The following is a 13,465-nucleotide window of genomic DNA, read 5'->3' as shown; positions in this document are numbered from 1 at the left end:
CTGACTGCTTCCAGCTGTTGTCTAATTATTAACGAATCCTTAAGTGATTAATCCTGGCCTTCTTTTCCTCTTTTATGAATGAGTCCAAAGGTGCAAAGTGACAAGAACAAGCCTAACAGACCCATGCCATCCCCAGCTTGTCCAGTCTTTGGCAGGCTTTCTTTTGCATCTAAGTCAGAAACTTCTCGTATGTCCTCTTCCTTCTTTTCACTTGGTTTGACATACATTGGACGCAAGTCTGCTTTTTTCGCAATTAGCTGATCTTCTTTATCCACTTCTTTTCCTTTACCAGGATCGGATGTCTTATCCGGAATGAGTGGATCTGGTTTTGGATCTGGTACTGGATTTGGGATTGGATTCGGTGTTGGATTCGGATTAACCGGATTATCTTCTGCAACTTCTACAAATGTTGTTAAGAAGCGATTGATTTTTTCTCCTACTGAATAGAAAACATCATTTTCTACTGCACGATAACCTTTTGGCAGTTCAATATGAATCTGATAATCTCCATTTAATAAAATCTTTTCAAAAGTCTTTGGTTCATAGAGGGTTTGTTCTAATTCATGCTGTTCTCCGTTATCCTTACGAATAGCAAATACTCTAGTTCCAGATGGTAAATCCTTATCAAAGACTACGTTAAATCGATTCTTAGATTTGTAATGGTAAACAAAGTTGACTAGGCCTTCAGGATGTTCTTTCGTCAACTCAACCGTTACAGTTGTTGGAGATACCCATGAATAGTTTTCATCTTGTGCAACTACTTTGACGGTATAGCTACCAAATGGCAACCTTGGCAACTCACTTTCATAATAAGTATTAAACTCTTTATCAATTCGATTGCCCTTACTGTCGAATACTTGGTAGCGCATCATCTCAGGATATTGAGAGGTTGGATTTCCCTCTTCATCAACAACACGAACTTCCAGCCTTCCATCTGTTGCTTCTGCTTGACCATCCTCAGAACTTCTTTTTCCTCTTGATTTTCCTTTTTCCTTTTCAGCTGACTCATAAGCGTTCTGACCATCAAGGGTTAAAGTATTGGTATTATAAGCCTTATCCCAAATTGCAAAACGAACAGTTGCTGGATCAACCCCTTCAGGGATCAAATACGAACCATCTTGATTCGGGCTGATTTCAATAGTTTGGCCGTCTTTTTCGTAGGATAAGTATTTACCTGCCAGACCACTTCCTTCCTCGATAATGGTTCCCGGTCTAAAGATACGCGTTTTTGGATCATAGAGATCTTTGGTTGATGCTAATTGAGGAACTTGATTATCGACCTTGACCTTCAAAACGATTTCTTGAGGTTTTGCTCCAGGAGTACTTGGACGGTAGGTAAGAACGTATTGGTATTCCCCATCCGGAACGACCTGATTATTTTGGTCTTTCCCCGTCCAACGACTAGCATAAAGAATTCTACTTCTGTCGTTAATTCTCCAGCCGTAATCAGTTTTTTTCTCACTTTCGTTTCCTTGTTCAAAAATCGGGTGTTCACGTTTCGTATCGTCTGCCTTATAGACTGCTAAATGGATATTATCAACATTTCTCAAAACAACCGCATTTAGTTTAACCGTATCAAAATGCCCATCTCCATTTGGAGAGAATACCAAGGCGTTACCATCGTATTTACCGTCTGTTTCACCCAGTACAACCTGCTCTTTCTTGCCATCTCTACGAATAGAGCTGACTAAAGCAGTAAAATGATTTCCCGGATCCTTGACTGGATTTTCCGCTTTCTCATCTTGATAGTAATAGAAAGGTTTTTCCTTACCAGTAAATTCATAAACTGGCTTTTCGATACCAGGTAGGTCTTGGTAATGTCCTTTAAAACCAATATATGGAAGACTGACTAAATCTTTTTGCGTCTTAGCATCCTTGAAGAAGACGAAACCTTCTAGGAAATAACCATTCTTCATTTGTTGGGACAATTCTTTGGTATAGGCGCTCGTATTAATCTTAATCGGAATTGTCACACTTCCCATTGGAGGTACAAGGACAGTCTTATCACCTTTTTGGTCCAGTAGCTGACGCATTTGAAGTGTAATCCGACCATTTTCAACTTGATCTGTATTAACAACAGTATGGTAGCTGAGTTCTTGGGCTTGATTAGACAAGTTATGAACAGTCACCTCGAAAGTAAAGCTATCTTTAACATTTCCAAGTGTCAGACTACTATCCGTCCCTTTTCCAGTTACATATAGATTGCCAAAAGCAGCTCCCGCAGCATCCATCAGACCAGAACCTTGTTGGCGGACTGAAGAATAGGTATTGCTTTCCTTGTCCTTGTGAGGTTTAGCTGTACTCATAACCAGTTGACGAAGCAAGGTATGAATTTGCTCTGGGCTATATTGCGGGAATCTTTCTTCTAATGCCTGCTTAATCAAGGCTGTTGCCCCAGCAGCATGAGGAGTTGCCATACTAGTCCCGCCATCCATGTCGTAAGAACCGTTCGGAATAGCAGAATAAATCATGCCACCTGGCAAGGTTACATCCGGCTTCAGTTTTCCTTCTGTTGACAGTCCCCAACCAGTAAAGTAGAGCATCTTATCGGCTTCACTATAAGGAACCTTTTTGACCTCTTGATGGAAAGTCAGCTTATACTCACCAGCATGCGCAGCTAATTCTTTACCTAAACTATGTCCTAGCACGCTGACAGGATAGAAGGAACCCCAGTAGCCCATTGGAAGATTTTGGAGCTGGTCTCCTTGTTCCTCATTTTGATAAACCAAAACCCCTTTGGCACCAGCTTGACGAAGGGAGTTTACCTTATCTTCATCCGTAACATCGCCACCACTCTCAACTAAAGCAATTTTCCCTTTGACAGAAGCTACCCGGTAAGCTTCTTCTCCACCTTTTTCAACATGGACATAAGACTGCGGACCTTCAACAGGGAAAATGAGCCGATAGACCGGTAAATCAACAAGACCATTTTGAAATTCTTTCTTATCTTTTAAGGCAGGGATTTCTAAGCGAATCTTTGTCACATGGTCAATTTTATTATTAAAGGCTCCGATTGCTAAAACGCCATTCTCAATAGCTGGTTCGTCAATTGTTCCAGTATCAGGAGCATCTGCTTTTGGTTTGGCTTGCCAATATCCATTCACAGCATAATTTCCTGCTGCAGCGTTTATGACAACACCTGACTTTCTAGCAAATTCAAAGGCTTGTCGAGTAAGAGGATTGGTATCAGCTTCTGAACCACTAATGCCACCAAAACTCATATTGATTGTATCTGCTCCAAGCTTAACAGCATCTTCCACAGCTTTTGCAACGATAAAGCCCTGCTCAGTCATTCCTTTCTTATCTGAAAAGACCCGCATAAACATCAGTTGCGCTTCTGGAGCCACCCCTTTAAGCAGTTCTCCAGTCGGAGATGGTTTAGTCGCATTTCCAACTGCTGAACCGGCTACGTGAGTTCCGTGTGAGCGAGGATCGTCCTCTTTGATCTCATCATTCATATCAGAATAGTTATAAGCATAAACCACCTTATCGTTATACCATTTACCATAGGTAATTCCTGCTTTTTTCATAGCAGCTTCCATTTGCTCTTTATTCTGGTATTTGGCCTTGCTTTTGTCTGTCAAACTAAAGAAGTTATGCTCGTAATCAAGACCAGTGTCAAGAGCTGCGACGATACGTCCTTGTCCTTTTATCCCCTTATCCCATAATGGTTGGAGATTGATTAGTTCATTTTCATCACTAACCTTGGTTGGCAACAAGGTATTTTGTTTCTTAGGAAGATCTTGAGGTGTGTTGGCAGTTGAAAGAGGTGTGATGTCAACTTTTTCAACTCTGGCCACCTGGCGAATCTTCAAAGCTTCCTTGTAGCTTGTTTCTAAAACAAAACCGTTAAAAATCAGATCAAAATCTGCTAATTTCTTATATTGGATTCCTTTTTCGTTCAATTCCTTTAAGACCGCAGCTTTGATTGGTTGATTTTCATGCATCCGAGCTTCAATTTGTGTAGCTCCTACTGGTGTCTCCTTTTTTTCTCCTGCCAGACGAACTACAGCTTGAACACGGGCCTCCTCATCTACTTTATTCGTAATATCTGATTCAACATTAGCATCATTTTTTCTTGCTTCTGAATCTACCTTTTTAGGCTCCTGTGGCACTTCTTTCTTTGTAGTTTCTGAATCTACCTTTTTAGGGTCCAGTGGCACTTCCTTCTTTGGAGTCTCTGAATCTACCTTATTTTGATTAGGCGATATTTCCTTATCGGGATTTTCCTCCGATGCTTTATTTTCTTGTCCATTTTCATTGACGACAGAATCAGCAACCTGAGTCTTGTCTCCTTCACCATCTGTCTTTGTTGTTTCACTCTGCGTTTCAGAGCGAGGCAACTCCTGACTCCTTGTATCTGCCTCTGAAGGTGCTAACTCTGGCTGTTCCAACTTTGAATCTTCTTTCTTCACAAGTTCGGAACTCTGTTCGACGATTGCTGGTGGCTCCAGTTGTGGATTTACTCCTGATTCTTGGGCCAAGACAGTTGGACTATAAAAAAGGCATCCGACTACTACGGATACTAAGCCAACTGAATATTTGCGAAAAGAGAAGCGTTGCTGTCTGTCGTTTCTCATAATTGGACCTCCTATATAAATTGTAAGCGCTTGCCTCGGCTTCATTGTAGTCTTTCTATGTTTTAAAGTCAATGAAATTTAGTAGAAATATATAAGTGTAATATAATATTAATATTTCTGATAATTTTCCTTAGAAAAAGAATAGGAATTGTACAGAAATTACTCTTGTATCCTTGTAAACAAGGAATTTCTCGCTATTCTTCTTCTCATTTGACTTTACAAATCCATTAGATAAAATCTAGGTCAACTACAAGTTCCTTTCCAAAAAATATTTGGCTAGTTAGATTGTTAATAGTCTGAAAATAGTCTAGCGCTTGTTTTCATATTGAATTTTTGACGAATGACAAACAAAAAGTCCTCTGAAAAATATTTCTAAGGACTGTATTTCATATCTAGAAAAGGAACTTGAGTCTGGTCTTTTTCCGTACTTATTCTGTCTTTTTATAGTCAAAGAGAAGTTTCACACTCATACACACTACCCGTCAGTGGGTCAATAACTTCTGCCAGCTTAAAGTGTCCCTGCTCATAATGGTAATGGCAGATGGCGCAGTTGCCAAAGCGCACCTTAGGATCCAGAGCTTGAGCTGCAATCTTGAGATAAAAGGCCCACATGGCACCGCCGTGACTAACAGCCAAGACTGGCTCTGCTCCTGCCTGCTCCATGACCTCAGTCAGAGTGACCAGCATGCGCTCACCGACTTGATCCACGCCTTCTCCGCCATAAGGGACGAAGAGGTCTTCAAAAGAGGTAGCTCCTGGTCGAAATTTCGGCTGCAGGCGTTCGGGCTGAGCCTCAAAAAGACCAAAATTCCATTCTTTAATGCCTTTTAAACGAGTATAGTCGGTCCGGCCGGAAACGAGTTCTAAGGTATCAGAAGCCCTCTCCTGGGTGGACGAGTAGAGCTGACCAAAACGAATGCCCCGCCCTTGCAAATAAGCTCCTGCCTGCCGGGCTTGATTTTGCCCTAGTTCTGTCAAAGGAGAATCGCTAGCTCCCTGCACCAAGCCTTCTTGGTTGAAAAAAGTCTGGCCGTGCCGCATCAAATATAAATCTTTCATTTTCCCTCCCAGTCGCTAAAATCGTGACCAATGGCTTCTTCTAAGTAAAATTGGTCATCTTCAAAAGTAAACTTCAAGATACCGCAGTTGGTCATGTGACCTAAATCATCCAGACGCCAGTTTTTCTGCCAAGCTCTGGCAAAATTAGCCATAGATCCGCCATGGGAGACCATGAGTACAGACTGACCATCTGTCTCTTGCATGAGCTGAAGAATGGTCGTTGCCATACGCTCCTGGACCTGATCTTGTGATTCACCGCCATAGGTCACAAAGAAATCTCCATAAGGCAGGGGCGGATTGAGATCCTCGCTTTCCCCCTCAAAGGTGCCGAAGTTCCACTCCTTGAGCCCCTTCACACGCTTATAAGGAAGCTTACCGTCCGTTACCAATTCCAAGGTATCACAGGCCCGCTCTTGAGTAGAGCTATAAGCATCGTCAAAAGTAATTCCGGCATCCTTAAAATACTGCCCTGCCACCTTGGCCTGATAGATGCCAAAATCGGTCAAAGGAGCATCACACCAGCCCTGCACCTTATGACGCAGATTAAAAAGCGTCTGCCCATGCCGCATCAGATAAAGAGTTTTTGCCATCATTCATATCTCCTTTAGATGAGTTCTAACTTTTCAAAGGCCTTGTAGAGACCGTCTTGACTGACCGAATCTGTCACCATATCGGCCATGGCCTTGATTTCTGTTCCGCCATTTCCCATAGCAACGCCGACCTGACAATAGTCCAGCATAGGAATATCAACCTTGGCATCGCCAAAAGCCAGAGTATCCGCCCTGTCAGCATGCAGATGCTTCAGCAGAACCTCAATGGCATGCGCCTTGGTAATATCTTTGACTCCTAAGTCACCAAAGAGTGCATGCTCCCCCTTGCCTCCCCAAGTACCTGCCTTGAGCTCAGGAAAAGCTGACTTAGAGTCCAGATGGTCTTGGTAGCTCTTGAGGATAAAGCTGACTTTATTCAGGTCGTCTCGGTAGAGCTCTCCTCCATAGACCAGGCCGTGAAGGGCTTCTTCAGCCTCCATATTTACGACTTCTTCTGGCTTGGCACCTTTTCCAAGTACATAGGTCCGAAGAACTGGTCGCGCTGCTTCGCGGAAGCCCCTGCTTGCAAAGAGACCGTTATTACTCTCCAGGTAAAACTCTAGCCCTCTCTCCTGAAGCCAGTCGACTAGCCTCTTAGCGACATCTCGCGGAATCAGCTGGTACAAAATAACCTGCCCCTCATGCTCCACATAAGAACCGTTGCCACCAATCATGCCATCAAAGCCAATATCCCAGATTTCCGGCGGCATCTCAGCCTTGCTGCGACCTGTGCACACATAAACCAAATGGCCCTTTTCCCGTGCCTTGCGAATGGCGATCACAGCAGACTCCGGTATATGATTATCATAGTCGATGATGGTACCGTCCACATCCAGAAAGATGATTTTTCTCGTCATAAAGCCCCTTCCTTCTCGTTTTTGACATAAAATTTGTATATTTCTCACTCTAAATTAACTTGTTTTAGTGAAGTTATTTAGTTTTCTTCTATTATATACTTATTTGAAAGCCTTTTCCTATGAAATAATCAGAGATTCTGATACTATTCTATGATTTATTTAAATAATTTACTTCTCGAATCAACAAGAAAAGGCTGGAAAAAATTCCAAGCCTTTTAAATCTTATTTGTTGATGTTTTCCCATTTCCAGTTTTGAACTTCTGGGATATCATCACCATTTTCACGGATATAATCATTGTGGTAAGCCACAGTCTCGTCCATTTTAGCAGAGAAGTCAGCTGCTGCTGCACCAAGTGCTGCATTTGCTGCATCTTGAGCCAAGTGGAAGCGATCCAATTCTGACATAACACGCATATCAAACGGAGTAGTGATGTCTCCATTTTCACGGTAACCGTGAACACGAAGGTTGTGGTTGTGACGGTTAAAGAAGATGTCACGAATCATTCCTTCATAGCCATGGAAAGCAAAGATGACTGGCTTATCTGTTGTGAACACTTTGTCGAATTCTTCGTCTGAAAGTCCACGCGCATCTACAGATGGATGGCGTAATTTCAAGATATCAACCACGTTAACAAAGCGAATCTTAAGCTCTGGGAAGGCCTTGTGGAGAATAGATACTGCCGCAAGAGCTTCTAAGTTTGGCTCAGTTCCTGCTGCTGCAAAGACAACATCAGGCTCTTCATTGTTAGACACAGTTGAAGCCCAGTCAATAACCTTGTAACCTTCACGTACCAATTCTTCTGCTTCTTCAGCTGAGTAGAATTGCGGACGTGGGTGTTTTGAAGTAACAATCAAGTTAACCTTGTCTTCTGCCTTGAAGGCTTTATCCATAACAGCCAATAAGCTGTTTGTATCTGCAGGCAAGTATTCGCGGATATACTCTGGAGTTTTCTCTGCCAAGTGAGTCAAGATACCTGGATCTTGGTGAGTATAACCATTATGGTCTTGTTGGAAGACTGTTGAAGTTGCAATCAAGTTCAAGGCTGGGTAGTTCTTACGCCATGTAGTATGAGTCTTACATTTACGCAACCATTTGAAGTGTTGTGTCACCATTGAATCTACTACACGAAGGAATGATTCGTAAGATGCGAAGAAGCCATGACGACCAGTCAAGACGTAACCTTCTAACATACCTTCAGCCTGGTGCTCTGACAATTGTGAGTCAATAACACGACCTGCTGGGCTCAAAGCTTCATCGTATTCAGGTCTCATACGGCCCAACCATTGACGGCTAGTACGAGTGAAAACTTCTTGCAGACGGTTTGATTTTGTTTCGTCCGGACCAAAGATACGGAAGTTATCTGGGTTAGCATCTACTAAATCAGCAGCGTATTTACCAAACTCAATCATGTCTTGTGCCACGATCTCACCTGGAGTTTCAAACTTAAGGGCGTGTTTCTTCCAATCAGCAGTGTCCATTGGTTTGATAACACCAGCATTAGTAATTGGGTTCATAGCCATACGGCGGTCACCTTTCGGTGCAATCGCAGCGATTTCAGGCAAGACTTTTCCAGACTCATCAAACAATTCTTCTGGACGGTAAGATTTCAACCAATCAAGAAGGGCATCAACATGCTCCATATGGTGAGCATCTACTGGAATTGGCACTTGGTGAGCACGGAAACCACCTTCGATTGGAGTACCTTCCCATGACTTAGGACCAGTCCATCCTTTTGGAATGCGGGCAACCAATACTGGGAAAATAGCTTGAGTTGCTTCTTCAGCTGATCCTTTACGAGCTTCAGCTTGGACTTTTTTAATTTCTTCGATTGCTTCGTCCAATTTAGCCGCAAAAAGAGCATGAGCAGCTTCATGATTTTCTGAAATAGCTGTTACATCAGCAAAAATAGGTTTCCAACCTAAACCTTCAAAGAACAAGGTCAATTCTTCGTCTGTTTTACGTTCAAAGATAGTTGGGTTGTGAATTTTACCACCGTTAAGATAGAAAATTGGAAGAATAGCACCGTCATTAACAGGGTTGATAAAAGTATTTGACAACCAACCTGCCATCAATGGACCAGTTTCCCCTTCACCATCACCAATAACAGTTGCTGCAATCACATCTGGATTATCCAAGATAGCTCCTGCTGCATGAGATAGGGCATAACCGAGTTCTCCACCTTCATGGATAGAACCTGGTGTTTCAGGTGCTGCGTGAGAAGCGATCCCCCCTGGGAATGAGAAGATCTTGCACAAATGTTTGAAGCCTTCTTCGTTTTGAGGTATATTTGGATTTAACTCTGTATATGAGCCGTCGAGGTATGAGTTTGAAACCATTACCTGACCACCGTGACCAGGTCCTTCAATGTAGAACATATCTAGGTCATATTTATTAATCGTCCGGTTCAAGTGAGCGTAGATGAAGTTTTGTCCTGGAACAGTTCCCCAGTGTCCGATTGGGTGAGCCTTTAGATCATTAGCTACCACATCGCGTTTCAAAAGCGGATTGTCTTTTAGGTACATTTGAGCCGCTGAAATATAGTTAGCAGCACGCCACCAAGCATCAACTTTTTCTAAATAAGCCTTAGAATTATAATCTATTGTCATGTTTCCTCGCCTTTCTATTTGGGTTGATTAGCCATAGCTAAGTCCCTAAACATGAATCTACACCTGGTCTCTCCCAAGATCTCCCCTGAAAAGTGCAAAAAATAAAACATTTAGCTGTTTAATTTCCCCTCTTTCACTTCCATACTCTATTGGGTCAGGAGGTTGTATCTAGTAGAAGTATAGGTGTGATATAAAAGAAGTTAATCAATAAGATTTAAAACTCCTATGTTACCATTCTACCATACTTTTTGGAATATGAAACAATTAAATTAACTTTATATAAAATAATCTGTTTCAGCTGATTTATAAGAAATGTAAGCGTTTTTATGTTCCGAGATCGAAAACAACCAAGAACATGCATAAATAAAAACTTACAGAGACTAAAAAATCCCCTCTCTTCCAGACCTAACTCAAGACATGCTGAATATCTATCAGTCTGAGAAGAATAAGGGATAGGGGGGTAATATTAAGAGAAAAAAGTATGTGTAGCCTGGTAAATATGATGGGCGGTTGCAGCATTGTTCATGGTATATAGATGAACACCCGCTACATCTTGGGTCACCAAGTCCACGATCTGATCCACTGCATAGGCAAGTCCTGCTGCTCTGAGCGACTCAGGGTCATGCTCATACTTGTCTAAGATGGCCTTAAATTTACGTGGAAGATGGATATTCTCACACGTTTTCAAGAGACGAAGCGCTTGATTACGGTTAAGAATTGGCATAATCCCTGCATGAATGGGAATATCAATCCCTGCCAAGGTACACTTGTCTTGGAAATCATAGAAACGCTCATTATCAAAGAAAAGCTGAGTTACAAGGCTAGAACAGCCTGCATCCACTTTCTTCTTGAGATTTTGAATATCCGAGATTTGGTTTGGCGAGTCAGGGTGTCCCTCCGGGTAGCAGGCACCAACAATATCAAAGTGCGGTGCTTCTTCTTTGATGTATTCAATTAAGTCAGTCGCGTACTTAAAATCATCCTTGGGTGCTACATCAGGGAAAATATCCCCTCTTAGAGCTAAAATCTTATGCACCCCAACCTTGTCCAAAGCCTGGAGTGTATCTAAGACCATTTCCTTGGTTAGATAGACCGCTGGAAGGTGAGCGATGGTAGGAATCTTCAAATCATTATAGATGAAGTCAGCCAAACGAACCGTTGTCTCTTCTATATTAAATTTATTATTGCTAGCGGTCACACTAATATAGTGAGGTGCAATATCCTGCATTTCCCGAAGAGCTTGGATTATTTTTTCATTGCCTACTGCTGGATTGGGAGGAAATACTTCAAATGAGAGACTAGGTGAGTGGTGACGAACCATATAATAAAAAGTTCCTTTCAGTGATATACCGCTAAGCTGAGAACAATCCTACAGGAACAATTTCTGCAGGATTGTCAGCTCCGGTTTAAATTTTCTGTTTGCCCTCCATAAAAATAAACGATTATGTCAGAGGAGGATTATTTCAAGTGTTGTCTAGCCGCTTTGGCTGCTTCTACTAAACGAACCAAGCTAGCTTTGGTTTCTGGAATACCACGTGTTTTCAAACCACAGTCAGGGTTGATCCAAACTTTCTTGCTTGGTACTTTGGCAAGGATCGCTTCGATGGTATGGTCGATTTCGCCTTCGTTCGGCACACGTGGTGAGTGGATATCGTAAACACCAGGTCCCACTTCTGTTTGGAAGTTTTTCGCTTTGAGTTCATCCAAGATTTCAAGGTTTGAACGGCTTGCTTCAAAGGAAATCACGTCCGCATCCATGTTGTCGATAGCTGGAATGATATCGGTAAATTCTGAGTAACACATGTGAGTGTGGATTTGAGTATCTGGCGCAACTGTAGAGTGTACCAAGCGGAAGGCAGGAATTGCCCAGTCAAGGTAGTCTTCGTACCAGTCGCTACGACGAAGTGGCAATTTTTCACGAAGAGCAGCCTCGTCGATTTGGATAATCTTCACGCCTGCAGCTTCAAGGTCAAGAACTTCATCCTTGATAGCAAGAGCGATTTGAAGAGTAGAATCCTTGATAGAGATGTCTTCACGTGGGAATGACCAGTTAAGGATGGTAACAGGTCCAGTCAACATACCTTTAACAGGTTTATCAGTACGGCTTTGTGCGTAGCTAGACCACTTGACAGTGATTGGGTTAAGACGAGTGACATCACCCCAGATGATTGGTGGTTTCACCCCACGCATACCGTATGATTGTACCCAACCATTCTTAGAGAAGAGGTAACCTGACAAGTTTTGACCGAAGTACTCAACCATGTCGTTACGCTCGAACTCACCGTGTACAAGCACGTCAAATCCAACTTCTTCTTGCCATTTGATCCATTCGTCAATTTGCTCTGCCAAGAACTTGTCATAGTCTTCTTGTGATAATTCACCCTTACGGAAGGCCAAGCGTTTGGCACGAACTTCTTTTGTTTGAGGGAATGAACCGATGGTTGTTGTTGGAAGAGCTGGAAGTTTAAAGGCTTCTTCTTGGATGGCTTCACGTTCCGCAAAGGCTGGCAAACGAGTGTAGTCAGCGTCTGTCAATCCAGCGATGCGCGCACGAAGTTCTGCATTTTCACCAACACGTTCAGTTGCAAAGAGAGCCTTGTTTGTTGCAAGAGCTTCTGCCCCTTGACCATTGCGGATAGCATCCAAATCACGAAGCTCTTCTAATTTTTCAACTGCAAAGGCAAAGTGGTTCAAGATAGCTGGTTCAAATTCTTCGTTAGCAGTTGTAAATGGCACATGAAGAAGTGAGCATGAGCTTGTCAAGACAATGTTTTCAGCTGGGATTTGTTCAAGAACAGCCAAGCTCTTTTCGTAGTTGTTGCGCCAGATGTTTTTACCATTGACGATACCTGCATAGAGAGTCTTGTCAGCTGGGAAGCCACCTTTAACAAGTTCAAGAGTTTTCTTACCTTCGACAAAGTCCAAACCAATCGCATCTACTGGCAAGTTGACAAGGTCAGCGTAGACGTCACGAACGTCACCAAAGTAGGTTTGAATCAAGACTTCCAAGCCTTTCTTGTCTGCCAAAAGCTTCTTATAAAGATCCAAGAAGAGAGCTTTTTCTTCTGCAGACAAATCTTTGACCAAACTTGGCTCATCCAGCTGGATACGCTTTGCGCCCTGCTCTGCTAATTTTGCAAAGACTTCTTGATAGGCTGCCACCAAGGCATCTACAAAGTCAGCCGGTGCCACACCATCTTCAAAGTCAGATACTTGCAGGAGGGTGAATGGCCCTACCACTACTGGACGGGTTACTAAGCCAAACTCTTTAGCTTCTGCAAATTCATCAAAAATCTTGTGGCCTGCAAGTTTTACTTGAGTTTCTTTTTCAAATTTAGGAACGATATAGTGGTAGTTGGTGTTGAACCATTTCTTCATCGGAAGAGCACGGACATCCCCTTTTTCGCCCTGATAGCCACGAGCCAAGGCAAAATAACGCTCCAAGTCAGTCAATTCCAAGCCTTGCACAGATGACGGCACCACGTTAAAGAGAAAAGCTGCATCCAACACATTATCATAATGAGAAAAATCATTTGATGGAATCTCTGAAATTCCTTTTTCCTTAACAATATTCCAGTGCTTAGCGCGCAACTCTTTAGCTGCAGCCAAAAGTTCTTGAGCTGAGATTTCTTTTCTAAAGTATTTTTCAGTTGTAAATTTCAATTCGCGGAATTCACCCAAACGTGGGAAACCAATGATAGTTGTTGACATATGTGTCCTCCAAAATTTTTCTTGATTTTATCTTATCAGAAAATCCACCCCCTGTATAATT

Annotated in this window: 7 protein-coding genes; all 7 read right to left on the bottom strand. The window is 42.5% G+C overall.

Translation table 11 applies throughout. From position 1 onward, the window contains the following. Positions 1 to 47: 47 nt before the first annotated feature. The 7 genes from PCY09_RS05515 to metE all read right to left on the bottom strand — a co-directional run bounded on the left by PCY09_RS05515 (position 48) and on the right by metE (position 13,404). Positions 48 to 4,580: an SGO_0316/SGO_0317 family LPXTG-anchored serine peptidase gene (locus PCY09_RS05515; protein ID WP_125396840.1), complete on the bottom strand. Its 4,533-nt coding sequence runs from the start codon at positions 4,578 to 4,580 to the stop codon at positions 48 to 50. 447 nt (positions 4,581 to 5,027) lie between these two features. Beyond that, the gene (locus PCY09_RS05510) at positions 5,028 to 5,639 is read right to left on the bottom strand and encodes a histidine phosphatase family protein (RefSeq protein WP_125396839.1); all 612 of its coding nucleotides are present in this window, start codon (positions 5,637 to 5,639) and stop codon (positions 5,028 to 5,030) included. After that, the gene (locus tag PCY09_RS05505; protein ID WP_080889741.1) at positions 5,636 to 6,232 is read right to left on the bottom strand and encodes a histidine phosphatase family protein; all 597 of its coding nucleotides are present in this window, start codon (positions 6,230 to 6,232) and stop codon (positions 5,636 to 5,638) included. The genes PCY09_RS05510 and PCY09_RS05505 overlap by 4 nt, the downstream gene beginning before the upstream one ends. Before the next feature lie 11 nt (positions 6,233 to 6,243). Continuing rightward, a complete protein-coding gene (locus PCY09_RS05500; RefSeq protein WP_185760608.1) occupies positions 6,244 to 7,086 on the bottom strand; it encodes an HAD family hydrolase in 843 nt (280 codons plus the stop codon). Positions 7,087 to 7,308: 222 nt separating this feature from the next. After that, entirely contained in the window at positions 7,309 to 9,693 is a 2,385-nt protein-coding gene (locus PCY09_RS05495; protein ID WP_125376724.1) for a phosphoketolase, read from the bottom strand. Positions 9,694 to 10,159: 466 nt separating this feature from the next. Then, positions 10,160 to 11,014, bottom strand: a complete 855-nt coding sequence (gene metF, locus PCY09_RS05490) for a methylenetetrahydrofolate reductase [NAD(P)H] (protein WP_045505492.1) — start codon at positions 11,012 to 11,014, stop codon at positions 10,160 to 10,162. A 137-nt stretch (positions 11,015 to 11,151) separates the two neighbouring features. Next, the gene (gene metE / locus PCY09_RS05485; RefSeq protein ID WP_125396837.1) at positions 11,152 to 13,404 is read right to left on the bottom strand and encodes a 5-methyltetrahydropteroyltriglutamate--homocysteine S-methyltransferase; all 2,253 of its coding nucleotides are present in this window, start codon (positions 13,402 to 13,404) and stop codon (positions 11,152 to 11,154) included. Positions 13,405 to 13,465: the final 61 nt, after the last annotated feature.

The organism is Streptococcus sp. SG2, from assembly GCF_030439925.1.
GTDB classification, from domain to species: Bacteria; Bacillota; Bacilli; order Lactobacillales; family Streptococcaceae; genus Streptococcus; species Streptococcus gordonii.
Note: the sequence above shows the minus strand (reverse complement) of the source record. Positions and strands in the feature narration are given on the sequence as shown.

What these genes read in the sequence shown, in the direction of transcription:
- PCY09_RS05515 (WP_125396840.1), bottom strand. Translation starts at nt 4,580, where the DNA reads ATGAGAAACGACAGACAGCAACGCTTCTCTTTTCGCAAATATTCAGTT.
- PCY09_RS05510 (WP_125396839.1), bottom strand. Translation starts at nt 5,639, where the DNA reads ATGAAAGATTTATATTTGATGCGGCACGGCCAGACTTTTTTCAACCAA.
- PCY09_RS05505 (WP_080889741.1), bottom strand. Translation starts at nt 6,232, where the DNA reads ATGATGGCAAAAACTCTTTATCTGATGCGGCATGGGCAGACGCTTTTT.
- PCY09_RS05500 (WP_185760608.1), bottom strand. Translation starts at nt 7,086, where the DNA reads ATGACGAGAAAAATCATCTTTCTGGATGTGGACGGTACCATCATCGAC.
- PCY09_RS05495 (WP_125376724.1), bottom strand. Translation starts at nt 9,693, where the DNA reads ATGACAATAGATTATAATTCTAAGGCTTATTTAGAAAAAGTTGATGCT.
- metF (WP_045505492.1), bottom strand. Translation starts at nt 11,014, where the DNA reads ATGGTTCGTCACCACTCACCTAGTCTCTCATTTGAAGTATTTCCTCCC.
- metE (WP_125396837.1), bottom strand. Translation starts at nt 13,404, where the DNA reads ATGTCAACAACTATCATTGGTTTCCCACGTTTGGGTGAATTCCGCGAA.